The sequence below is a fragment of the Eubacterium sp. BL-380-WT-2B genome (assembly GCF_009696115.1).
Lineage (GTDB): Bacteria > Bacillota > Clostridia > Eubacteriales > Eubacteriaceae > Eubacterium > Eubacterium callanderi.
The window spans coordinates 17,493-41,517 of the sequence record NZ_VUMP01000007.1; the positions used below are offsets into that span (position 1 = coordinate 17,493).

The window sequence follows — 24,025 nt, forward strand, 5'->3', positions numbered from 1 at the left end:
TTCATTAAATTCATATTAAATCCCCCAAAAGTCACTTTTTCTAAAATCATATTGCTTTCACTCACATAAGATGCTACAATGGACTTAATTAGAGATATTCTAAAATATATGAAAGGAGAAATCACATGTCCGATAGTATTTATTACTCTTCAACCGATGCGGGTGTTGCTGCTATTATTTTATCTTTTCTGGCCGCTTACTTCGTGATCATTTTAGTTATTGGTATCGTCTGCTATGTTTTTAACTCACTCAGCTTATACCAGATGGCCAAAAACCGCGGTTTTGACAGCCCCTGGCTGGCCTGGATTCCCATCGCCAAGACTTACCTGATGGGTAAAATCATCAACGAAAAGGTCGCATTTGGTTCATGGGTCATTCCATACGCCCATGTATTCCTGCCATTGCTGCCATTTGCGAGCGGACTGCTTTCCATGATTCCATTCATTGGCTGGCTGTTCCCCATCGCCTATGCCGTTTATTATTTCGGTGCATTATACCGTCTCTACCGCATGTATAAACCGGAAAACGCTGTTTTATTCCTGGTACTCAGCATTATTTTTGCCATTACTCAGCCGTTCTTCCTGTTCTCCATGCGCAACAATCAGGAAGAAGAATATCTGGCGTAAACCAGACGGTTCAATTCCTATTTACTAAAAAAACGTCCCCGCGGGGACGTTTTTTTATGCCTGCTGTGCTGAGCGCATATTTCTCCAGGCTCCAAAGGTATAAACTCCCGGAATGATCAGCCCTGCCACCAGGGTAAGGATCATATCCGCTGTAAAGCCGGTCCGCAGACTGCCGTAAATGACAGAGCCCGCCTGAAACACAATAATGACGATGCCGAGAATAAAACACAGCGCACCCTTTTCCGCTTTTTTAGAAAAAGCGACGCCCAAAATTCCCACCACAAGCTCAAAAACACAGATCACTGTGCTCACCATCAGATTAACTGATAGATCTCTGATGGTAACGCCCATGATCTTCTCCATATCCGCCGCCATGGACGGATCCATGTTATTATAGCCAATGATGCCGGAAACGGCGATAACAGCGCCAAAAACGCCTATGACGGCCATTAAAATCCCGCCAACCTTTAAAACTTTTCTTCCTGCTGCTTCCATAGCTGCCACCTCCATACTTTTCCTGACCAATTGTAGCACAATTTTTTTAAAATCACATTATATTTTTATTCTCCAGTGTTATTTTTTTTATAAACCGGGTATATTTTTAAATAATAATTATTCTAAAATATTATTTTCGTATATAAATTTAAATTAAAAGGAGAATACATTATGTCAAAAGATTTTTACAGTGCGATTTTAAACCGCCGCAGTTTCTATGCCATCAGCAAAAAAAGCCCGATCTCCGACAATAAAATCGAAGAAGTGATTGGTCACGCCATCAAGCACACACCCTCTGCCTTTAACAGCCAGAGCTCAAAAGTCGTTTTACTCTTTGGCGAACAGCACGACAAGCTCTGGGATATTGTGATGGAGACACTCCGTCAGAAGGTGCCTGCAAACAAATTCCAACCGACCGAGGACAAGGTTAACAGCTTTAAAGCCGGCCACGGAACGGTCCTTTACTTTATTGACGATACCGTTACAGACAGTCTGGTAGAGCAATTTCCACTGTACGCAGATAACTTCCCGGTGTGGGCAGAGCAGGCTAATGGTATGCTTCAGTTCTCAATATGGAATTCCCTTGAAATTGAAGGCCTGGGCGCAAACCTTCAGCACTACAACCCTCTTATCGATGAAGCTGTCAAAAAAGAGTGGAAACTTCCTGATTCCTGGCGTTTAAGAGCACAGATGCCTTTTGGTGAACCCACTGCCATGCCTGGCGATAAGGATTTCCAACCACTATCAGAACGCTTAAAAGTTTTCTACTAAAATGCATTTGTTGCTGATGCAACAGAATTCCTCCAAAAAATATGCTATACTACAGTCAACACCTGAATTGGAGGAATAATGATGATACGTAAAATCATTAAAATTGATAAAGAAAAATGCAACGGCTGCGGCCTGTGTGTAGACGCCTGTCACGAAGGAGCCATCGGTCTGGTTGACGGTGTCGCCACACTGTTAAGGGATGATTACTGTGACGGTCTGGGGGATTGTCTGCCAGTATGTCCCGAAGACGCCATCCACTTTGAGGAGCGTGAGGCTGCCGCCTATGATGAAGCCGCTGTTCAAGCTAAAATGGAAGCTGAAGAGGTTCAGCCTAAGACACTGGCCTGCGGCTGTCCGGGAACGACCTCCCGCAAAATTGAGCATCACTCGAAAACGGAGGCCTGCAGCCACAGTGCTGCCCCTGTCCAGTCCCGCCTAAACCAGTGGCCGGTACAGATCAAGCTGGTGCCGCCCAAGGCACCGTATTTTAACAATGCCGACCTGCTCATCGCTGCTGACTGCACCGCTTACGCCTACGGTGATTTCCACAATGAATTCATCAAAAACCGGATCACCCTCATCGGCTGTCCAAAACTCGATGATGCAGACTACGCCGACAAGCTGACGGATATTCTGGCCAATAACGATATCCGGTCGCTGACCGTTGTAAGAATGGAAGTGCCATGCTGCGGTGGCATTGTCAATGCTGTTAAAACCGCTTTAAAAAACAGCGGTAAGATGATCCCATGGTCGGTCACAACGGTATCGACGGATGGCAAAATTTTAGATATTTAATATGAAAAATAACCCGGCCCGTATCGTGACGATACGGGGCCGGGTTTATTTGTTCTCTAAATAAAAAAAAGCAACTGTTTCACAGCTGCTCTATCTTCTAAAATGGTGACCCATGGGCGACTTGAACGCCCGACACCCTGATTAAAAGTCAGATGCTCTACCAACTGAGCTAATGGGTCATAGATTATATTCTTTTTCTTCCACTTCGCAAGGATGCTTGTCTTATGTTGAAATTGCTCCGCAATTCCATTGAGAGCGTTACTCGCGCCTGCTCGTAACTTGCAACTTCGCTAATGGGTCATAGACTATCTTTTTTTAAAAACTTTTCCAGCTTGTTATAACAAAGTGGCAGGGGTAGCAGGACTCGAACCTACGCATGCCAGAGTCAAAGTCTGGTGCCTTACCGACTTGGCTATACCCCTGTAAAAAATGGGGTGGACGAAGGGACTCGAACCCTCGACAACCAGAACCACAATCTGGCGCTCTACCAACTGAACTACGTCCACCAAGTTTAAAGGAAAAGATATGGCGCGCCAACAGGGATTCGAACCCCGGGCACACGGCTTAGAAGGCCGTTGCTCTATCCAACTGAGCTATTGGCGCAATTTTGCATAAATGGAGCGGGTGAAGGGAATCGGACCCTCGCGACTGGCTTGGAAGGCCAGGGCTCTACCACTGAGCTACACCCGCATACTTTAAAAAACTGTTTTGTTAATGAAAATTGCTGTCGTCCGCATTGGCTGAAAAGTGTTGATATCGCCTTGTTCACAGCACTTTCTCGCTGAGGACAAGTGTTAGTATACTGCAAAAAAAGACGAATGTCAACACTTTTTTCACAAAAACGCGTGAAAATATATGATTTTTTACAGAGTTCGGTTTTCCTCTGACATAAGCGGAATAATCTCACCACTAACACTTTCATTTTCAATGGTCAGAATGCCAAAGGTTTTTTCTTTGCCAAAATGAGGAAGGGATACACTGCCTGGATTCACCATTAAAAGGCCGTCATCCTGGTCGATCATCGGGATATGGGTGTGGCCGAAAAGCACAATATCCGCGTTTTCCTCCAGCGCTTTATAGCGCAGGGTGCTATACTCATTTTTGACGTGGAGGGTGTGGCCGTGGCAGGCCAGGATCACCTTGCCGCCAAGCTCGGTTTTGATAAAAAGATGCCCCTCCTGGGAATAGACATCCATATTGCCCTTGGCCGCAAATACCGGCACCGATGTCCAATGTTTGATCTGCAGGGCGTCGTCCACATAATCGCCCATATGAAAAATCGCCTCTACTCTGCCCATCTGGCTGACCGCGCGTTCCAGGTCCCCCAAATTGCCGTGGCTGTCGCTGACTAATCCGATCCGCATGTTCCCTTCTCCTTTCTGCTACTGGTATTTCTCTAAAATCTGTTTTGCGCGCGCTACAGCTCTGGCACGGTGGCTGACAGCATTCTTTTCTTCTGGCGCCATCTGCGCGTAGCTTTTGCCTGTCTCTTCCACAATAAAAAGCGGGTCATAACCAAAGCCCTCATCCCCCATAAAATCATAGGCGATCCTGCCTCTGACAGTCCCCCGGACAGTCAGCTCCTGGCCATCGGGTAAAATCATGGCGATCACACTGACAAATTCGGCGCCGCGTTTTTCCTCAGGCACATCTTTCATGGCATTTAAAAGCTTTTCGTTGTTATCACGGTAACTCACATCCTCCCCGGCATAGCGGGCAGAATAGATCCCCGGCGCGCCGTCCAGCGCGTCCACAGACAGTCCGGAGTCATCCCCCATAATGATCATCTCAGCGTCCTTCACAAAAGGCTGAATGGCTCTTACCTTAATCAGGGCATTGTCCTCAAAGGTCTCGCCGTCCTCGATGATCTGAGTGTCGATACCCATATCCTTCATGGTCTTAACTTCAAATTTATGATCCAGCATGGCCTTGATTTCGCGGGCCTTGTCTTTGTTTCCGGTTGCAAGCACTATGGTTTTCATCACAATCCCTTTCCGGGCGCTTAGAGTGTCCCCAGCGCCTCTTTCTGAATGTTAATCAATTGATACACACCGTCTTCTCCCAAAGCCAGAAGCTTCTGGAATTCATCCCGGGTAAAGGGGCGTTCCTCTCCAGTTCCCTGGATTTCCACGATTTCGCCTTTGTCGGTCATGACAATGTTCATATCAACCTCTGCGGTGGAGTCCTCCTCATAGCAGAGATCCATAATGGGCTCGTTCTGGTTGATGCCGACACTGGTGGCCGCCACGTAGCCGTTAATGGGCCACTCATCAATAATTTCTTCCTCCATGAGCCAGGTGACTGCGTCATAAAGCGCCACAAAGGCACCGGTGATGGACGCGGTGCGGGTGCCGCCGTCGGCCTGGATCACATCGCAGTCAATCCATATTGTCCGTTCTCCAAGCTTTTCCATGTCAATCACAGAACGCAGGCTCCGGCCAATCAAACGCTGGATTTCAACGGTTCTGCCGTCAATTTTACCGCGGCTGCGGTCCCTTCCCTTCCTGGAGCCGGTGGAGCTTGGAAGCATTTCGTATTCGGCGGTAACCCAGCCCTTTTTTTCACCTCTTAAAAAGGGTGGTACCTTATCTTCCACCATGGCCGTGCAGATGACCTTTGTATTTCCCACCTCAATGAGCACAGCGCCCTGGGCGTTTCTCGTAAAATGCCGGGTGATGCTCACCGGTCTCAGGCACTCGTTGCTTCTTCCGTCAATTCGATTCAAAATTTTCTCCTTCTTTTAATCACAACAACGGACGATCATGAGACCGCCCGTTGCTTTCAGTTGTCTATTCAGCTCTCTAATTTTCTGGCGACCAGCTCACGGATGATCTTGTTGGCAACCTGCGGGTTTGCCTGGCCCTTGGTGGCCTTCATGACCTGTCCGGTCAGGAAGCCGTAGGCCTTTTGGTTGCCGGCTCCGATATCCTCGATGGATTTGGGGTTGTCTTCGATAATCTGGGCAATAATGCCTTCCAGCTCGCTGATATCGCTCATCTGGGCCCAGTTGTTTTCTTCCACAATGGCCTTAGGGTTCTTGTCCTCTTCAAACATTTTCACCAGCACCTTTTTGCCGATGGTCCCGCTGATGGTGCCGTCCTTGATGAGCTTAAGCAGCTCAGCCAGCTCGGCCGGGGTAAAGGGAATGTTTTCCATTGACAGCTCTTTTTCCTTGAGCATGGCCGGGATATCCACCATCAGCCAGTTGGAAATCTGCTTGGGTTCATCGTACAGCGCAACGGTTTCCTCGAAAAATTTCGCGGTGACCTTGGAGGCCGTCAGAACACCGGCGTCGTAATCCGGCAGCTTGTACTCTGCCACATAGCGGGCGCGTTTGGCTTCCGGCAGCTCGGGCAGACCAGATTTGATCTGGTCAATGGTTTCATCGGTAATGACAATGGGCACCAGGTCTGGTTCCGGGAAATAGCGGTAATCGTGGGCTTCTTCCTTACTTCTCATGGAGGAGCTGACGCCCTTGACGTCGTCCCACTTGCGGGTTTCCTGGATAATGCGGTGTCCTTTTTTGAGCTCGATGATCTGGCGTTTGCTCTCGTACTGAACCGCACGCACTAAAGCCCTGAAGGAGTTCAGGTTCTTCATTTCTGTACGGGTTCCCAGCACATCGCTGCCCTTTTCCTTGACAGAGAGGTTAACGTCGAAGCGGATAGAGCCCTCTTCCATTTTACAGTCCGAAACGCCCACATATTCGAGAATATTACGGATTTTTTCCGCAAAAACGCGGGCTTCCTCCGCACCGCGGATATCCGGCTCTGTGACGATCTCGATGAGGGGCACACCACAGCGGTTCACATCGACCAGGGTGCCGTCTGCGGATTCATGGAGCAGCTTGCCGGCATCTTCCTCAATATGGATACGGGTAATGCCGATTTCCTTTTTTTCGCCTTCCACTTCAATATCCACAACCCCGCCGGTACAGATGGGCAGATCAAACTGAGAGGTCTGATAGGCCTTTGGCAGGTCAGGGTAAAAATAATTTTTACGATCCATTTTGCTGAAATTCGCAATATGGCAGTTCAGGGCCAGTCCGGCTCTCGCGGCATACTCAACGACCTTCTCGTTGAGCACTGGCAGCACGCCGGGCATCCCAAGACATACCGGGCAGGCATGTGTATTTTCATCTGCACCGAACGTGGTAGAGCAGGAGCAGAAAATTTTAGACTTTGTTGCTAACTCGGCATGGATTTCCATCCCGATGACAATATCGTATTCCATCTTTATTCCTCCTTTACCTATACAAGCTTTGGCTTCTGGTCTTTAAACGCGGTTTCACGTTCAAAGGCGTAAGCTGCCTGCAGAATTTTTTCTTCGCTCAGTACCGGACCCAGCAGCTGCATGCCGATGGGCATACCATCGTTGTCAAAGCCACAGGGAATTGAAATCCCTGGAATACCGGCGATGTTCACCGGAACGGTGTAGATATCGGTCAGGTACATTTCCAGCGGGTTACTGGTCTTTTCGCCGATACCAAAGGCCGTTTTGGCAGTGGTCGGTGTCAGCAGGACATCGCAGGAATCAAAAACATTCTTAAAGTCATCCATGATCAGGGTACGAACCTGCATGGCTTTCTTATAATAGGCGTCATAATAACCGGAACTTAAGGCATAGGTTCCCAGCATAATACGGCGTTTAACCTCGTCGCCAAAGCCCTGGGTTCTGGTTTTACGGTACATATCGACCAGGTCTGCGTATTCCTCGGCGCGGACACCGTAGCGGATACCGTCGTAACGGGCCAGGTTGGAGCTGGCTTCTGCGGAGGAGATCAGGTAATAAGCGGACAAGGCGTAGTCCAGATACTCAAAGGAGACATCCACGATTTCTGCTCCCATGGCCCGGTAGGTGTCAATGGCGCTGTCAATGGCTGCGCGCACCTCTGGCTGAAGGCCTTCGCCCATAAATGCCTGGGCCACACCAATCTTCATGCCCTTGGCGCCTTCCTTCAGGTTCTGTGTATAATCCTTTTTATCCACCTTGAGCGAAGTTGAATCCTTGGGGTCATGGCCCGCGATGGCACTTAACACGATGGCGCAGTCCTCAACATCCTTGGTAAAGGGGCCGATCTGGTCTAAGGAAGACGCAAAAGCCACCAGGCCATAACGGGAAACCAGTCCGTAGGTCGGCTTCATACCCACCACGCCGCAGAAGGCAGCGGGCTGGCGGATCGATCCGCCGGTATCGGAGCCCAGTGAGTAGTAAGCCATATCGGAGGCCACTACCACTGCAGAGCCGCCGCTGGAGCCGCCGGGCACGCGTGTGAGATCCCACGGGTTTTTTGTGACCTTGAAGGCGGAGTTTTCTGTGGAGGAGCCCATGGCAAATTCATCCATGTTGGCCTTTCCGAGGAGAATCCCCTTCTGGGCCAGCAGACGGTCATAGACCTCTGCGTTGTAAGGCGGCACAAAATCGCCCAGAATTTTGGACGCGCAGGTTGTCTGAATACCGTCGGTGCACATGTTGTCCTTTAAGGCGTAGGGAATACCCTCAAGCACATCCTTCCTGCCTTCTTTGGCGATGAGCCCGTCCAGCTCCTCAGCCTCTTTCATGGCGGTCTCGGTCGTCAGGCAGAGATAGCCGTCAACCTTATCCTCTACCGCGTCAATACGGTCCACCGCTGCCTGGGTGACCTCTTTGACAGATACTTCTTTCTTTTCAATAAGCCCATTGATCTCATGGACAGTCAGTTGTGATAATTCCAATTCGATCCTCCTATTCCAGAACTCTCGGCACTTTAAAGCAGCCGGCTTCTGATTCCGGCGCGTTGGCCAGGACTTTTTCAATTGGCAGTGAAGGCTTCACTTCATCTTTTCTAAAAACGTTCTGAACCGGCAGAATATGCTCTGTCGGCTTTACGTCTGATGTATCTAATTTATTCAAAGTCGCCGCGTAATCAAGGACTGCGCCCAGCTCATCCGCCAGACGGTCCGTTTCCGTTTCGGTGAATTCAAGGCGGGCCAGATCCGCAACATAGGTAACTTCTTCTCTGGTAATACTCATGATTTCATTCCTTTCGGGTAAATTTTTCTCATTATATCATTATAATTCAAAACCCTTTAAATGTAAATTATTTTCAGTAAAATTCAACCCGTATCGTGGCGATACGGGTTGACTCTCTCTTGACAGCGCGAAGCTTTTCACATATAATTACATATGAACAATTATTCATACAATAATCTCAGCGAGGTCGCTATGAACATTATAAAATACATGGGCACACAATTTTCAAACCCAAGGGGGCTTGGCGGTCATTTCTCCACCTTTCTGATGAACCGGCTTAACACACTCCAGTACAAAAGCATTGAGGCTGTCCTCAGGCAGATAACTCCTGAGAGAAGCCTCGATATTGGCTTTGGAAACGGCCATCTCCTGCGTCGGTTTGCCAAGGGCCTTCCCGGCCAGTTCTACGGAATTGAGACCTCTGATGACATGCTGGAGCTTGCCATTCGAAAAAGCGAAGCACTCATCGCGCAGGGCCGTCTGGCCCTTGGGCCGGGAAACGCCCTTCAGCTTCCCTTTCCCCCCGATTTTTTTGATTTTGCCTATACGGTGAACACGGTCTATTTCTGGGAGGACCCCTTAAAGGGCTACCTGGAAATTTACCGTGTGCTGAAGCCCGGCGCTGTCTTTGCCAACGCTTTTTACACAAAGGCCTGGCTGGACCGGCTGCCCATTACCCGCCAGGGCTTTATGAAATACACGGCCGCCGACCTGGCCCGCATGGCCGAAATCGCCGGATTTGAGAATCTCAGGCTGATCGAAATCCTGAAAAACAATATTTACTGCCTTGTGGCCGCCAAACCAGTGGATTAATCTAAAAACCAAGGGGTATCGTGGCGATACCCCTTGGTTTTATTTTTATTCCAGGCCGACCATTTTTTTAAAGGCTTCCTCGTCAATGACCGGCACGTCCAGGCTCATGGCTTTCTCAGCCTTTGAGCCGGGGTTCTCACCGGCCAGCACATAATCGGTTTTTTTGCTGACTGAGCCGGACACCTTGGCGCCGTGGCTCTCCAGGATCTCCTTGGCCTCACGGCGGCCCATGGTGGGCAGTGTGCCGGTCAGGACAAAGGTCTTACCCGCGAGCTCTGCTGTTGCCCTGGCGGTATTTTCCGTCATGTTGACACCAGCCTCGCGCAGGCCGTCCACAATGCGGCGGTTGGCGTCGGTCTTGAAAAAGTCCACAATTTCCACAGCCATTTTTCCGCCGATGTCATAAATCTCTGTCAGCTCCTCCTCGGAGGCTTCCATAAGGGCGTCCATGCTGCCGAAGTGGGAGGCCAGTATTTTAGCCCCATTAGCTCCTACCAGCGGAATTCCAAGGGCAAAAACCACTTTGGAGAGGGGCCTGCTCTTAGAGTCCTCTATGGCGTTTATGAGGTTATCCACAGATTTTTCACCCATTTTTTCAAGTCCGGTCAGATCCTCACGACGGTCCGAAACATGGTAGATATCCACAATGGTGTGGATCAATTCGTTATCCAGCAGCTGTCGCACCACCGCGGGGCCCATGCCGTCGATGTTCATGGCATCTCTGGAGGCAAAGTGCACAATCTTGCGGAACACCTGGGCCGGACAGTCCATATTCAGACACTTGGTCACAGCCTCGCCGGGCACCCGGTAGGTTTTGGAGCCGCAGACCGGGCAATGGGCAGGCATGGTGAAAACAACCTCTGCGCCAGTGCGGTCCTCTGGGATGGAGTGGTCCACCTCAGGGATAACATCCCCGGCCTTCTGGATGACAACCCTGTCGCCGATCCGGATATCCTTGTCGATGATGTAGTCCTCGTTATGGAGGGTCGCCCGGGAAATAACGGAGCCGGCCAGCAGCACAGGCTCAAGCTCTGCCACAGGCGTCAGGGCGCCGGTACGGCCCACCTGCACGGTAATATCCCGCACAGTGGTCACTGTCTGCTCAGGCGAGAACTTGTAGGCAATGGCCCAACGCGGCGACTTAGAGGTGTCCCCCAGCCGCTCCCGCTCCGCCAGATTATTGACCTTGATGACCATGCCGTCAATCTCATAGGGCAGGGCCTCTCTTCCGCCATGTTCCATCTCCTCAATGTAGGTGATGATGTCCTCCATATCCTTGTAAAGCTTCACCTCACTGGTTTTAAAACCGCAGTGTGTGAGGAAATCAAAGCTTTCCTTATGGGTCTCGAAGGACCGATTCTCGCAGTATTCCAGGTTAAATACAAAGATGTCCAGAGGCCTTTCGGCCGCCAGTTTAGGGTCAAGCTGACGGATAGAGCCTGCGGCGGCGTTTCTGGGATTGGCGAACAGGGGCTCACCCTGTTCCTCCCGCGCAGCGTTCAGCTCCTCAAAGTCCTCCTTATAGATCAGCACCTCCCCACGGACCTCCAGGGTCATGGGTTCTGTGAGACGCAGAGGAATGGTCTTGACCGTTTTCAGATTCTGGGTGACATTTTCGCCGGTCACACCGTCGCCGCGGGTAGAGCCGCGGACCAGCAGTCCATTTTCGTAGTCTAACACGACGGTCAGGCCATCGAATTTATGCTCGACACAGTACGCCACATCGGGGCAGACCTTGCGGATACGGGTATCAAAATCCCTCAGATCCCCGGCGTTAAAGGCGTTGCTGAGGCTGAGCTTGGGCGTGGTGTAGTGAACCTTCTCAAAGGCCTCTGACGGCGCGCCGCCCACACGCTGGCTGGGTGAGTCAGAAGTCAGGAACTGTGGATAGGCTGTCTCCAGACTGATGAGCTCCTGCATCATGCGGTCATACGCATAGTCTGGTATGACAGGCGCGTCCTTATCGTAATACCGGACATTGTTCTCTTCAATTTGTTTTTTAAGCTGACTGATTTTGGCCTCAGCCTGTTTTAGTTCTTCATTCATAAGTGATTGTCCTCAACGCAAAATTTAGACCTAGGCTTTTGTTACATAAGATGGGTCCAGTTTCTTTATACCCACTCCTGGGAATGCGATTGACACCTGATTCGGTTTTACCTCGACAATGGTGCCGATGCCAAATTTTTTATGCTTGACCTTATCGCTGAGATTAAAGGCGCCGGAGCTTTCCTCCTTGGCCTTTTTAGGCGCTGCAGATTTATAAACATTGGGTTTATGCTGCAAATGGTCGGAAAAGCTGTAGGTCTTTTTCTCCACCGAGGCTTCCTCGACAATCTCGTTGCGCTCGTATTTCTGGACATTCAGTTCCAGGCATTCCGGAGGCAGCTCCTTCAGGAAGCGGGACTGCATCTGAGGCTGGCGGCGTCCGTAAACGGTGCGTTCTGCCGCCCATGACATATACAGCCGCTCCTTGGCGCGGGTGATGCCCACATAGCAGATACGGCGTTCTTCCTCCATTTCCTCTGGGTTGTCCATGGAACGGCCGTGGGGGAATATCCCTTCCTCCACGCCGGGCAGAAAGACCACTGGAAACTCAAGCCCCTTGGCGTTGTGCAGGGTCATGAGCAGGATCTTCCCTTCCTCGCTGTCATACTTGTCGGTTTCTGCTGTCAGGGCCACGGTTTCCAGGTAGGCGGTCAGGCTCTTGTCATCGCTGTTCTTTTCAAATTCCACGGCCGAGGAGATCAGCTCCTCAAGGTTTTCGATACGGCTCTCGCTGTGGTCCAGCTTGCCGAGCTCCAGCATCTCAAGATAGCCGGTATCCTTGATGACATGGTCGATGAGCTCGCTGACCGAATCGGTTTCGCAGCGGTCCCGCAGCTCCTCCATGACCGCGGCGAACTCGCGGACCTTGTTGCGCACACTGGAGCTGAGCTCTGGCACTTCCTCGCAGTGGTAAAAAGTTTCCATGAGGCTCCAGCCCTTGAACTCGGCAAATTCCCGGATTTTTTCCAGGGTGGCTGTGCCGATGCCGCGCTTAGGTACGTTCACGATGCGCATAAAGCCGATATTGTCCAGGGGATTGATGAGCACATGGAGGTAGGAAATAATATCCTTGATTTCCATACGTGAGTAAAAGCCTGTGCCTCCGATGAGCTGGTAAGGCATGCCCTCGCGCATGAAAGCCTCTTCAAAGAGACGGGACTGGGCATTGGTGCGGTAGAGCACCGCAAAGTCGCCGTAGGTATAGCCCTTATCTGCCCTCAGGTTCTCGATTTCCTGAGCTACAAAGCGGGCCTCGTCATAGCCCTGGTTAAAGGATGAGACGACGATCTTATCCTCCCCGGGATTTCGGGTCCAGAGGTTTTTATCCTTACGGCCAGTATTGTTGGCGATCACCTTGTTGGCACAGTCCAGGATCACGCTGGTGGAACGGTAATTTTCTTCCAGCTTGACAACCTTGGCGTCAGGATAGTCCTTTTCAAAGTCGAGGATATTGTTAATATCTGCCCCACGCCACATGTAGATACTCTGGTCGTCGTCCCCGCACACACACAGGTTGCGGTGCTTCGCGGCCAGCAGGTTAACCAGCTCGTACTGGCTGTGGTTCGTATCCTGGTACTCATCGACCAGAATGTACTTAAACCGGTTCTGGTACTGCTCCAGAATTTCGGGAAAGCCCTTAAACAGCACCAGCGTGTTGTAGATGAGGTCATCGAAGTCCATGGCGTTGTTCTTTTTCAGGGTGTCCTGGTACAGGCGGTAGTACTGGGCCACCTTCTCTGCCCGGAACTCGCCGGGGTTGTTCTTCAGGTAATCCTCCGGCGTCCAGAAATTATTCTTGGCTGTGGAGATCTGGCCCGATACATACTGGAATGGAAACATCTTATCGTTAAAATCCAGCTCCTTGATCAGGGTTTTGTAGAGGCGCTTCTGGTCGTCGGTATCATAGATGACAAAGTTGTCTTCATAGCCCAGCCACTGGCTGTGGATACGCATGATGCGGGCGCACATGGCGTGGAAGGTATACATCCAGATGCGGTCGCTCTCCTCCACATTCATGGCGGCGATACGCTCGCGCATTTCGCCCGCTGCTTTATTGGTAAAGGTAATGGCCAGGATCTGTGACGGCCAGGCCTTTTTACTCTCGATAATATAAGCGATTCTGTGGATAATGGTCCGGGTTTTCCCGGAGCCGGCACCGGCCAGAATCAGAACCGGCCCTTCGGTCGTTGCTGCTGCTTCCCTCTGCTGTTCATTCAGTCCGTCTAATAAACTCATTGTTCCTCCGCTTGTTCTCTCTAAAACAAAATATCGCCGTAGTAGATGCTCTTTAAAACCTTGTCCATTTCCTCGCGGGTCATCGGCACCGGATTACGGGCGGTCGAGCCCTTCATGGAATTGTCCAGAAGGCTCTCGTAATGGGCGTTGAAGTCCTCCTCGCTGATCCCCATCTCCCTGAAGGTTTTAGGAACGCCAAACTGGGCGTTAAAGCCCTCGATGGTCTTTATAATATCGGCTCCGATCATTCTTGACAGCTCATCCAGATCTGCCTTGACGGCCTCATCCCGCGCGTTGTACTTGAGAACATAGGGCAGGGCCACTGCGTTGAGCAGGCCGTGGCTTGTGCCAAAGCGTCCGCCGAAGGCATGGGCAATACCGTGGTCCATCCCCAGGCCGGAGTTCTGGAAGGCCAGACCGGCCAGGCACTGGAAGTTGTGTACCTTCTGGCGGTTTTCCACATCGCCCTTTTCGTAGGAGAGGGGCAGGTACGCGCACAGCCCCTCCACTGCGCCCTTGGACATGAACTTGCAGAAATCGTCGTTGTTCTTGTTAATGTAGCTCTCGACCGCGTGGGTCAGGGCATCCATACCGGTTTCTACCATGACGTGTTTTGGCATGGACAGGGTCAGGCTGCCGTCGAGGATGGCGATGTCGGGGATAAACGCCGTGGTCTTCAGGCCCACCTTAATATTTTCCTCTGCAAAGGTAATGACCGCTGCGCGGGTGACCTCACTGGCAGTGCCAGAGGTGGACGGCGCAGCGATAAACTGAAGCTTTTTCCGTTCTGCCGGCGCCTTGCCGCCGCGGATATCCTCCAGTGTAAGTTCCGGGTATTCGCACATCAGGGTCATAACCTTGGTGGCGTCGATGGCGGAGCCGCCCCCCACTGCCATGACCGTGTCCGGGTCAAAGGCCTTCATGGCCGCAAGGCCGGAGAGCACCTCGCCGGTGGTCGGGTTGCCGCCAATCCCGCTGTACACCTCGCAGGTTTTGCCCTGCTCCGCGAAAACTGCTTTGATGTGGTCAATGGTTCCGTTTTTAAACATAGCGGACTTTCCGGTGACCACAAAGATCCGCTGTCCATCCAGATTTTTAATATAATCAATGGCGCCTGGTCCTGTGACCAGCTTATTGCCGTTAAACTTTAATTCTTTCATTCGTTTGCCTCCTTTGGTCCTTCATAAGACGGGAACACAATGATCATTTTGGTTCCCACATTTTCTTCGCTTTCCACCCGGATGATGCCCTTGTGCTTCTGGACGATCCAGTAGGCGATGGACAGGCCAAGGCCTGTGCCGCCCTCTGCTCTGGAGCGCACCTTATCCACACGGTAGAAGCGCTGGAAGATTTTCTCCTGTTCCTCTTTGGAAATACCGATGCCCTTGTCGGTCACACAGATTTCAATGCCTTCTTCAATCCGCTCTGCCTGGACGACGATGGTTTTATTCCGCTCGTCAGCCCCCGGCTCGGTATATTTGATGGCGTTGTCGATGAGGATGACCATGAGCTGAGTCAGCTGCTTTTCATCCCCCATCACGTTCAGTTCCTCCATAGGGACTTTGCTGAGGATCGTGATGGATTTCTGGGCAGCCATGGGGATAAACCGCTCAGTAACCTCCATAATCAGGTAGCCAATATCCACCGGCGCAGGCTCAAAATGCACGTCGCCAGAGTCGGCCCTGGCCAGGAACATCAGGTCCTCGACAATATGGTGCATGCGCTTGGTCTCGTCATAGGCGTTGTCCAGCCAGGTGGACTGGCTCTCAACGGTTTCGTCGCCGCTGGCCTTCACCACTTCCAGATTGGTCTGGATAACGGCAATGGGCGTCCTGAGCTCATGGGACGCATCCGCGAGGAATTCCCGCTGCTGGTCCATACTCTTTCGCACAGGCACCAGCGCCCTGCCGGACAGAAAATAACCGCACAGTAAGGAAAGGGTCGCGCCGGCCAGCACCACGATAAGGATCATCCGGACCGCGTTCTTTAACACACCGCGCTCCGTATCCATATTTTTCATGGCCTGCACCACCCGCATTTCACCATCCTTACTGACGGTAACATAGGTACAGATTTTAAGATTATTGTCGTCGGTCTCATAGTCACTGATCAGGTACTTGTCCCGGTTGCCGCTGAAATAGCGGTTGATAAGCCGGAAAAGCTGGTCCTGATTCAAGGGCTGGGACTCGGACTTGTCCATCACGTTAAACGCATCATCCCAGATGGTAAAGGCAATGCTGTTGTGCACCAGTGTGTCCTTAAACTCCTGGTAGCCCTTCTGGGTCTCTGGCGCAACCGTGCCGCCCTCCTGCTGGGTCTGGAGCTGCTCAACATTGTTGGCCAGCTGGGAGCAGTAGATCTCAAGGTTGTTGCTGACGCCGGACTCCATGTCCATGTTGATGGTCAAATAGAGCGAAACAGCGACAAATACCGACAATCCAATCAGGACCGCGGTATTCATCAGCGTCAGGTTTAATCTTAATTTATTGAGGCTGAGCATTGTCCTCTTCCTTCAGCACATAGCCCAGACCACGGATCGTCTTGATGACAGTCCGGGATTTTTTCAGTTTTTTCCGCAGGTAGTGGACGTAAATCTCCACCGAATTCTCCATGGCCATGCTCTCAATGCCCCAGATCCGGTCGAGGATCTGTTCCTTTGAGATGGTCATCCCCGGGTTTCTGATAAACATTTCCAGCAGCTGGGCCTCCTTGGAGGTCAGCTTGATGGGCGCGCCGCCGATGAGCAGCTCGCCGCTGTTGATGTTCAGCGATAAATCGGAAAAGGTGATGGCATTGTCCTGATAAACCTCCCAGGGACGTCTGCCCAGGGCGCGGATACGGGCCAGCAGCTCCTCAGTGACAAAGGGCTTGACAAGGTAATCGTCCGCTCCCATATCCAGGCCCTTTACCTTATCGGCCGTACTGTCCTTTGCGGTCAGGAGCAGCACAGGCACGTTCTTGCCGCGGTCGCGGATGGATTTGAGAATGTCCAGCCCGCTCATACCTGGCAGCATAATGTCCAGGACAATGACGTCGTAGACATCATTCTCGCTGAGCAGCTTGCCCTCAATGCCGTCGTGGACCACATCGACCAGGATTTTATTTTTTTCAAGGATTTTCCCCAGGGCGGTTGCCAGAGACACTTCATCCTCTACCAGTAAAACACGCATGCTTACTCACCCCGCTTGTCGTCGTCCCAGTTCAGGGGCTTGAATTCGGGCTCGGGCGCCGCGTCTGCCGGTGCCGCCTGCGGCCGGGGCGTTTCGGGCTCGGTATTTATTTCCCGGGTTATGGGCTCTGCCGGCTGCTCGGCCAGGGTGCGGTCAACCTCCCGTTTACATTCGAGGAAGGTCTGCACTGCCCGCTCATAATTGTCCAAAAAATCGGTATCCGGCAGGATGTTTTTATCCATCAGATAGTAGATAAACAAGCCGATATAGTAGGTCTTTTCCGGCTCAATGGTCTTAAGGCTGGAGTATTTGAAAAAGGCGGTCACCAGGTCGTCCCCGGCTGCCAGAATATCGCCGCCAATGCGGACCCACTCCTTGGACAGGGTATCGATGAGGGAGGCCTTAAAGTAGCACCACAGCAGCCCCTTGGCAATGCTCTCGCCCGCAATCTCCAGATTGGCCTGGAGCTCCTTGGCGCCGTTTTTAAAGGCGTCGAGAATCTTGGGCGCGTAGATGACATCCCCGGTGGCGTAGCGCTTGCGCAGGCCGCTCTTTTCAGGAATCAGCCGGTTCAGGAGTATATCGTCCTGCCGCAGTTCCTTCTGAATGACATACCACTCGTCGTACAGGCAGAAGGGCATGTAGCCAAAATCCCTGAACAGGTGGTCGGACACCCGCTTGACTTCCATGAGCTGCTCAGGGTCGCCGTAGACAGCCTCCTCAACCTCAATGAAGTTTTCCATCTGGTAAAACATATTGTTGCGCTCAAAATAATGGCTGATGCCCATGATCAGCTTGACGTCGCGGCTGAAGAACAGGATGCCGTCCAGCTCGTCATCGTTTGGCACCTCGTCCTCCATTGGCAGCTGGAGGTACTGGCGGCCGTTGTACATCATCTCGTTACACGGGAAGTACAGGTCGTTGGGATAGTCGTCGGTATACATGAAAAACAGACGCTTGCTCTGGTCAAAGGCGACAATATAACCCTTGGTCGCAAAGAAAGCCCAGCCTGTTTCCGGATCCTTTTTGCCGTATTTTACATGGAAGCCGTCCGCGTACAGGCAGTTCTTCGCAATGTACTCGGCTGCCTTTTCTTTACTGTCGATCCCCATGAGCGCCAGGTTGGCCGTGTATTTTTTCCAGAGCAGCTCTACTGCCAGGCCATCTGGGGCCTGTATGGGCGATTTGCGCCCCTCGGGGTCTTTTCGGATGTTTTTGGCAATACAGAGCAGCACGCAGTCCAGATGAATGGTGTCAATGGCTTCATCGGGCTTCAGAGATTTCAGGTCTCTCACGACTTTCTCGTTAATGATGTTGAGGGTGTCGCGTATGCGGCGCTCCTCTTTCTTGGTGGTCTTTGTATTGAAATTGTCAATGGTTTTGGTAATGGTCTTTGCGTTTTCCACGCCATTCACATAGCACTGGACATTTTTTTCCGGATCGCCGGTATAGAAAAGATTTTTAAAGTCGATCAGGTAATAGTCCTCAGTCTGCCTCATTTCATAGTCAATGACGGTTTCGTCCTTGATCATGACGTAGAGCAGTGTTTTCTTTTCAATGCGCTCCATAATAAAGCCCTTGCGGGAGAAAAAGGCGTTGACGTAGGTTCGCGGCACTTCCTCGCTGCAGTTCATAGACAGCTGTTCCATGTAAAGGGTATTCTGCATCATGTAGCTGACAAAATTTTTGCTCTTGTCCAGCCCGTTGTTTTCCAGATTGTCAAAGAAGCCGTAGAGCAGCACCTTGTAGACAATCTTGGCCATGTCGTTCTGCTTGTTGATGATCCGGTCGGTCCGGTTGATAATGGTCTGGTTCAGACTGGTCTTATCCGAAAAATAATTCGGTTCGACGACCAGCAGCGCTTCGACTGCCAGAAAGATCAAGGTGTCAATATCCACGGCTGCCATGTTGGTGGCGTGGTAGTTTTCCTTGAGGTTTCCCATGACACGCTGGTACATTTCGTCGATCTGGCTGATGCCCTCCTTGATGGTCCTGTGGCATTCGCTGCAGAGCGCGTCGTATTGTATGTTAATCCGTGAATTGTTTATTTTTAAAGAACGCTCAAAAAACCCCAGTTCTTTTCCGCATTTTTCACAACAATTCTTCATTAAAACACCCTTCCTTTCGATTGAAATAGATCTATTGGTTAAATCCTTCATCCACATCTAACACTTTGCATAGTTCATTATAGTTTATCATAAAACCCTTAAATAATGTAGCTAAAAAGCGGGGAAGATTTGGTCAAAGCGCAAAAAACCAGAGAAACAGGCTCTCTGGTGAGAAAAATTATTTTCAAAGGGTATCGCCGCGATACGGGTCGGAAATAAAAAAACCATGTCGGCATCATAATATGTATCATTGAGCGTTTTTCAATACAGATCATATCCAGCGAATCCTCAATCTAAATCGACGTAATCTTAAAGATTGAAGATTGAAGCTCAAAACCATATTTATTCTTAAATGAAGATTTTAAAGTTGAAATTTTTTAAAATTGTATGAAAGCGCATGGAAATGCGGCCTTAACAGTAGCATAACAAATCGCTTCACAGAGTAGACACTTAGACATCACACAAACGTCAAATTGAAAAAGTATAATCATCGCAACTTAAAGAAGAATTCAAATCCTCTTTTAAGGAATGGTCGTGAGAATGCAGTCAAAGAAACGAAAATACTGTATTTATCCTTTTACAGACTGGTCAAAAAACTTAGTGGTTGATGAATCGGTCAGGGCAAAATGATACATCGACTGAAATCGTGAGCTGGTGATTGCGCATAATCCAGTTCAAAAAATGATATAAGGAGAACGTTATTATGGATACAATGGTTGAAAAGACACAAAAATGGTTGAATGCAAACTACGCGCAATATGGAACGGATCGATTCCCTGAGGTTGTGGAAGATGGAGAAACGGGATGGGGCACAATTAACGGCTTGATCCGAGCTTTGCAGATTGAATTAGGGATTCAGGAAACGGCTGATAACTTTGGGGCTGGAACAATCGCGCGATTTAATCAACAATATCCGAATGGAATTTCAGAGCAGACAGATTCGGATAAAAGCGAATCAAATGTTTACGGTATTATCCAAGGCGGTCTCTGGTGTAAAGGTATAGTACCGGATCAAGTGAAATCACCAAGCATTTTTATTCTGGAACCGGATCAGGGATAAAGTCATTGAAAACAGATGCTGGTGTGTCCGCATCCAATTCAACTGTCACTCTGAACGTCATGAAAGCATTGTTATCAATGGATCAGTTTGTAACACTTGTCGACTACGGTGGAACAGAGACAATCACAAAAATTCAGCGGACTTTAAATTCAAAGTATGAAAGCTACATTGGCTTATCTCCCTGCGACGGATTGTACGGAAGACAAATAAACGAGTCGATGATCAAGGTTCTACAAGCCATTGAAGGCTACAGTGTTGAAGACGCGACCGGAAATTTCGGGGATGGCGCAAAGGCAAATCTTGTAAATATTCTAGTTCCAGGAAGCGGTGACTCTGAGGCGCTGTTGCTTACCCGTTATGCGCTGTGTTGCAATGGTTATACCGTCAATTATACGTCCACTTCGTGGGATTCAGAGATGGCGTCTCAGGTTACGGCTTTTCAAAGCGACCTGGCACTCCCACAAACAGGGACTGTTGATGTCAATACATGGATGTCACTGCTGCTAAGCAAAGGCAACCCTGATCGATCCTGTGATGCTTGTGATACCCGTTTTGAAATCACGGATTATCGAATGCAGCATTTAAACGCCAAAGGGTACAGCATTGTTGGACGCTATCTGACGGGCGGTGATTTTAAGGAATTAAGAAAAGGAGAGGCACAGCGCATCATTGCGGCCGGAAAAAAGCTATTTCCAATCTTTCAGGAATCGGGCAGTGATAGTGAATACTTCAATACTACCAATGCAGCCTGTGACGCAGAATCGGCTGTAGCGGCAGCAATGAACTATGGTATCAAGAGCCATCAAGGAATTGTCATCTATTTCGCCGTCGACTTTGACACTCAGGATACCACCATCGAGAGCGTGATTCAGCCATATTTTCATACGCTTCAGGATGTGATGAAAAATAAGCTTAATAATGCTTTTAAAATCGGTGTCTATGGTACACGCAATGTCTGTGAGCGTGTGATCAATATCGGATATGCCGATACAGCTTTTGTCAGCGATATGTCCACAGGGTATAGTGGCAACATGGGTTATAAAATCCCATCAGAGTGGACTTTTGACCAGTTTAGTGAATACACAGTCGATGACGACAGCGGCGAATGGGGAATGGATAAAGTCGCATTCAGCGGATACACGCAGCCGATTGATGCCAGTCAGTTGTCGAATACACCTTTAGTATCCTACTGTGTTCAGACCATCCGCGACAATCGACAAAATATGTATCTGGAGGATATCTCAGGCGTTTCAAATGGACGCGATTTCCGAGTGCTGTCCAATGAAATATATTTAACAATTAGTTATTCCGGCGACACTGTGCATGGAACGCCTCATGGAGTTGTAAGGCTAATGGATACGGATACGTCAGAATCTCTTTACATTTCAGATATTGGAAATGGACAGACAAACTCTTACACGATTCCAATAGCTTACGCTAATACAATGCATCTCAATTATACATCCAAAGTGGATGGGTATGGACTGGTCGACGGTTCCTTCACCACTTATTTAACTTCAAAATTATATGTTTAATAACACGAAAGACGAGATGACTGAAACCATCTCGTCCTTTTTCATGCCGTTTAAGGCGTTTAGCTTAATGGATAGCGCAAATAGAAATTAAACTCAAAACTACTGTCTCCATTTAAAAACACATAATTTCCAAAACCACATTGATAAATTTCAGAGCCTTCATTATCATCATCCTTGTTCTCAATAATCGCCTGCACTTTTTCAAGCGTCATCTCTGGATAAACGGGTTTTAACAAATACAAAATGATTTCTTCCATGGCCGTTTGGTTATTGCCCTCCGGCATATTTTGATGATAAGTAACGCTTACTCGAAAATAAATGGGATAATCTTTCTTAAGATTCTCTTTAAGATTCTCATTGTTGTAAATGTCATGGAGATTCACAATATTACGACTACTCTTTTCAAGTTCACTTTTCACAAAGTTATCTGGGAGTTTGAATGTATAACTATTAGAATTTTCATCCCGATCATGTTTAAAATCCGATTCATCCGACAGGTCAACCTGATAATACTGATTAAAATCCTGAATATAGCGATCCGGTGCGCTTGTTATCTGTTTTTTTCTACGATTCGCCTGCTCTGCTATATGTTGTGAATAATCACTGGAAATTTCATCCTGACGATTCTGTACATTATGGTAATAGCGATAAATAGCATAAATAAAGATAACTGCAAAAATGATAAAGATGCATAAAAATGAAAACACAAAAATTTTCACCACGCGTTTTTGTTTTTTTACCTGCTTCATTCTATTTTATATTTTTCACTTTTTCATTCTCTGTCTGTATTATATAGCGTTTGAGAGGTAACTTACCTTAATCCATTGATAAAAGACTTCGGAAAGTTAAAATTTCCGGAGTCTTTCCTTTTATCTTTCTTCATCTTCAAACGCCTATTCAAAAAATAAAAAAAGCCCTGAAACCTTGATTTCATGGGCTTTTTTACTTTTTATAAAATGGTGCGAGTGTTCTTACAGAACTTAACGAAAAACATAGTAAAATCAAGGGTTTACGGCTTTCAATAATCAGCAATAACTCCAAAATTAAATATTTTTCTTCTTCAAAAATGCTTTGATATTCAAAAAATCAAGGCATTTTTTGTTTCTCTACACCATTTTAGAAACCGCTTTTGTATATTTTTATCATAGCATAAAATCCTCAAATAGTCAACAACACGAAAAGTCAAATTTACTACGAAAGGAATTTTGACAATGAAAACCGAAAATTCAAAGCAGCTATGCCCCACTTGCAAAGTCGGGCAGGACACATACTTGCTTGACAACAGAAATCCGTTTTGTCCGCATTTGCATTGTCATAACGGCAAAACCTGTTCGGCGTATGTGCCGCTTGAAAAAATGAATAAGGCAAAGCGATAGCGTTAGGATTTAACAAAAATCTTAGCGCTTTTTTTATTGCCTCGAAATCTGAAAGGAGGATTTTTGTATGGCAGTTTTCAGAATAAACAAAACCCGTGATTATACCGTGATGTCAAACTATCACTTGAAAGATACGCGGCTGTCCCTGAAATCAAAGGGGCTGCTATCTATGATGTTGTCCTTGCCGGAGGAATGGAACTATACCACAAGAGGGCTTGCGGCTATCTGCAAAGAGGGCGTTGACAGTATCGGAACGGCGTTAAAGGAATTGGAGCGCAGCGGATATATTAAAAGAAACCGCGTCCGCGATGAAAAAGGCAAGATAACCGACACCGAGTACATCATATTTGAGAAGCCGCAGGAAACGCCCGATACGGAGCGTCAAGATACGGCAGAGCCATATACGGAAAATCCGTATATGGATAAACCGAATACGGAAGCACCGTGTACGGAAAACACCGCACAATTAAATACTAATATATCAAATACAAAAGAATTAAATACTGATGTATTAAATACTTATCCTATCAAATCACATCAGGAACAAGATACGATTGGATATGATGAGGTAGAAAGCTACAGACAGGTAATCAAGGAAAATATTGAGTATGACATTTTAAGCGTAAAGCTGAAATCAGACATTGCAATGCTTGATGAAATCATTGACCTATTGACGGAAACGGTATGCACAGGCAAAAGCAGTTTGGTAATCGCCGGCGATACTTACCCGGCGGCAGTTATAAAATCAAAGCTGTTAAAGCTAACTTCGGAGCATATCGAGTATGTCATAGACTGTATGCACGCAAACACAACCGACATTCGCAACATCAAAAAGTATTTATTGGCGGCGCTGTTTAACGCTCCCTCTACCATTGACAGCTATTATACATCAAAGGTAAATCACGATATGTACGGCGGAAACTATGAATAAATCGCTTTACAAAAAATACAGGCCGCCGTAAATTCTGTATTTGATATATATA

21 protein-coding genes and 5 tRNA genes are annotated in these 24,025 nt (G+C 48.7%); 7 read left to right on the forward strand and 19 right to left on the reverse strand.

The annotated features are described in order from the left end of the window. The first annotated feature begins 125 nt into the window (after positions 1-125). Entirely contained in the window at positions 126-626 is a 501-nt protein-coding gene (locus FYJ53_RS14465; protein WP_148427545.1) for a hypothetical protein, read from the forward strand. Between the two features lie 54 nt (positions 627-680). On the opposite strand, the gene FYJ53_RS14470 is transcribed toward FYJ53_RS14465, so the two are convergent. Next, complete coding sequence (locus FYJ53_RS14470; RefSeq protein ID WP_148427543.1) at positions 681-1,121, reverse strand: hypothetical protein; 441 nt, start codon at positions 1,119-1,121, stop codon at positions 681-683. Between the two features lie 171 nt (positions 1,122-1,292). On the opposite strand from FYJ53_RS14470, the gene FYJ53_RS14475 reads away from it, so the two are divergent. Beyond that, positions 1,293-1,892 carry a nitroreductase family protein gene (locus FYJ53_RS14475; protein ID WP_013379283.1) on the forward strand — a complete coding sequence of 200 codons (600 nt, stop codon included), beginning with the start codon at positions 1,293-1,295 and terminating at the stop codon, positions 1,890-1,892. 81 nt (positions 1,893-1,973) lie between these two features. Beyond that, entirely contained in the window at positions 1,974-2,687 is a 714-nt protein-coding gene (locus tag FYJ53_RS14480; RefSeq protein ID WP_148427918.1) for an ATP-binding protein, read from the forward strand. 103 nt (positions 2,688-2,790) lie between these two features. Here the strand turns inward: FYJ53_RS14480 and FYJ53_RS14485 are convergent. The 11 genes from FYJ53_RS14485 to gatC all read right to left on the reverse strand — a co-directional run bounded on the left by FYJ53_RS14485 (position 2,791) and on the right by gatC (position 8,699). Then, positions 2,791-2,866, reverse strand: a tRNA-Lys gene (locus FYJ53_RS14485). Positions 2,867-3,033: 167 nt separating this feature from the next. Next, a tRNA-Gln gene (locus tag FYJ53_RS14490) sits at positions 3,034-3,109 on the reverse strand. Between the two features lie 8 nt (positions 3,110-3,117). Further along, positions 3,118-3,193, reverse strand: a tRNA-His gene (locus FYJ53_RS14495). 20 nt (positions 3,194-3,213) lie between these two features. Further along, positions 3,214-3,290, reverse strand: a tRNA-Arg gene (locus FYJ53_RS14500). 13 nt (positions 3,291-3,303) lie between these two features. Further along, a tRNA-Gly gene (locus tag FYJ53_RS14505) sits at positions 3,304-3,377 on the reverse strand. Positions 3,378-3,550: 173 nt separating this feature from the next. Beyond that, complete coding sequence (locus FYJ53_RS14510) at positions 3,551-4,051, reverse strand: metallophosphoesterase (protein ID WP_148427541.1); 501 nt, start codon at positions 4,049-4,051, stop codon at positions 3,551-3,553. Positions 4,052-4,069: 18 nt separating this feature from the next. Next, a complete protein-coding gene (locus FYJ53_RS14515; RefSeq protein WP_013379280.1) occupies positions 4,070-4,669 on the reverse strand; it encodes an XTP/dITP diphosphatase in 600 nt (199 codons plus the stop codon). Positions 4,670-4,689: 20 nt separating this feature from the next. Further along, on the reverse strand, positions 4,690-5,412 hold the full coding sequence (rph, locus tag FYJ53_RS14520; protein WP_148427539.1) for a ribonuclease PH: 723 nt from the start codon (positions 5,410-5,412) through the stop codon (positions 4,690-4,692). 68 nt (positions 5,413-5,480) lie between these two features. Beyond that, complete coding sequence (gene gatB, locus FYJ53_RS14525; RefSeq protein ID WP_148427537.1) at positions 5,481-6,920, reverse strand: Asp-tRNA(Asn)/Glu-tRNA(Gln) amidotransferase subunit GatB; 1,440 nt, start codon at positions 6,918-6,920, stop codon at positions 5,481-5,483. Positions 6,921-6,937: 17 nt separating this feature from the next. Beyond that, positions 6,938-8,401: an Asp-tRNA(Asn)/Glu-tRNA(Gln) amidotransferase subunit GatA gene (gene gatA, locus FYJ53_RS14530; RefSeq protein WP_148427535.1), complete on the reverse strand. Its 1,464-nt coding sequence runs from the start codon at positions 8,399-8,401 to the stop codon at positions 6,938-6,940. A gap of 10 nt (positions 8,402-8,411) precedes the next feature. Further along, positions 8,412-8,699 carry an Asp-tRNA(Asn)/Glu-tRNA(Gln) amidotransferase subunit GatC gene (gene gatC, locus FYJ53_RS14535; protein ID WP_013379276.1) on the reverse strand — a complete coding sequence of 96 codons (288 nt, stop codon included), beginning with the start codon at positions 8,697-8,699 and terminating at the stop codon, positions 8,412-8,414. Between the two features lie 192 nt (positions 8,700-8,891). On the opposite strand from gatC, the gene FYJ53_RS14540 reads away from it, so the two are divergent. Then, a complete protein-coding gene (locus FYJ53_RS14540) occupies positions 8,892-9,512 on the forward strand; it encodes a class I SAM-dependent methyltransferase (protein ID WP_013379275.1) in 621 nt (206 codons plus the stop codon). A 45-nt stretch (positions 9,513-9,557) separates the two neighbouring features. On the opposite strand, the gene ligA is transcribed toward FYJ53_RS14540, so the two are convergent. Genes ligA through FYJ53_RS14570 form a run of 6 tightly spaced genes read right to left on the reverse strand, consistent with a single transcriptional unit; the run spans position 9,558 to position 19,071 of the window. Further along, the gene (gene ligA / locus FYJ53_RS14545; RefSeq protein ID WP_148427533.1) at positions 9,558-11,558 is read right to left on the reverse strand and encodes an NAD-dependent DNA ligase LigA; all 2,001 of its coding nucleotides are present in this window, start codon (positions 11,556-11,558) and stop codon (positions 9,558-9,560) included. A gap of 30 nt (positions 11,559-11,588) precedes the next feature. Next, positions 11,589-13,793 carry a DNA helicase PcrA gene (gene pcrA, locus FYJ53_RS14550; RefSeq protein WP_013379273.1) on the reverse strand — a complete coding sequence of 735 codons (2,205 nt, stop codon included), beginning with the start codon at positions 13,791-13,793 and terminating at the stop codon, positions 11,589-11,591. Between the two features lie 20 nt (positions 13,794-13,813). Beyond that, on the reverse strand, positions 13,814-14,953 hold the full coding sequence (locus FYJ53_RS14555; RefSeq protein ID WP_038354131.1) for an iron-containing alcohol dehydrogenase: 1,140 nt from the start codon (positions 14,951-14,953) through the stop codon (positions 13,814-13,816). Further along, the gene (locus tag FYJ53_RS14560; RefSeq protein ID WP_013379271.1) at positions 14,950-16,293 is read right to left on the reverse strand and encodes a cell wall metabolism sensor histidine kinase WalK; all 1,344 of its coding nucleotides are present in this window, start codon (positions 16,291-16,293) and stop codon (positions 14,950-14,952) included. The genes FYJ53_RS14555 and FYJ53_RS14560 overlap by 4 nt, the downstream gene beginning before the upstream one ends. Next, positions 16,277-16,963 carry a response regulator transcription factor gene (locus FYJ53_RS14565; protein WP_013379270.1) on the reverse strand — a complete coding sequence of 229 codons (687 nt, stop codon included), beginning with the start codon at positions 16,961-16,963 and terminating at the stop codon, positions 16,277-16,279. The genes FYJ53_RS14560 and FYJ53_RS14565 overlap by 17 nt, the downstream gene beginning before the upstream one ends. Before the next feature lie 2 nt (positions 16,964-16,965). Further along, entirely contained in the window at positions 16,966-19,071 is a 2,106-nt protein-coding gene (locus FYJ53_RS14570) for a hypothetical protein (protein ID WP_038354132.1), read from the reverse strand. A 703-nt stretch (positions 19,072-19,774) separates the two neighbouring features. Here FYJ53_RS14570 and FYJ53_RS14575 point away from each other — a divergent pair. Both FYJ53_RS14575 and FYJ53_RS14580 read left to right on the forward strand, forming a co-directional pair. Beyond that, a complete protein-coding gene (locus FYJ53_RS14575; RefSeq protein WP_148427528.1) occupies positions 19,775-20,131 on the forward strand; it encodes a hypothetical protein in 357 nt (118 codons plus the stop codon). Between the two features lie 344 nt (positions 20,132-20,475). Continuing rightward, on the forward strand, positions 20,476-21,666 hold the full coding sequence (locus FYJ53_RS14580) for a glycoside hydrolase domain-containing protein (protein ID WP_187367889.1): 1,191 nt from the start codon (positions 20,476-20,478) through the stop codon (positions 21,664-21,666). A gap of 59 nt (positions 21,667-21,725) precedes the next feature. Here FYJ53_RS14580 and FYJ53_RS14585 read toward each other — a convergent pair whose 3' ends face one another. After that, positions 21,726-22,415 carry a hypothetical protein gene (locus FYJ53_RS14585; RefSeq protein WP_148427523.1) on the reverse strand — a complete coding sequence of 230 codons (690 nt, stop codon included), beginning with the start codon at positions 22,413-22,415 and terminating at the stop codon, positions 21,726-21,728. A gap of 694 nt (positions 22,416-23,109) precedes the next feature. Between FYJ53_RS14585 and FYJ53_RS14590 the strand changes: the two genes are divergently transcribed. Beyond that, positions 23,110-23,973: a DUF6017 domain-containing protein gene (locus tag FYJ53_RS14590; protein WP_154557398.1), complete on the forward strand. Its 864-nt coding sequence runs from the start codon at positions 23,110-23,112 to the stop codon at positions 23,971-23,973. Positions 23,974-24,025: the final 52 nt, after the last annotated feature.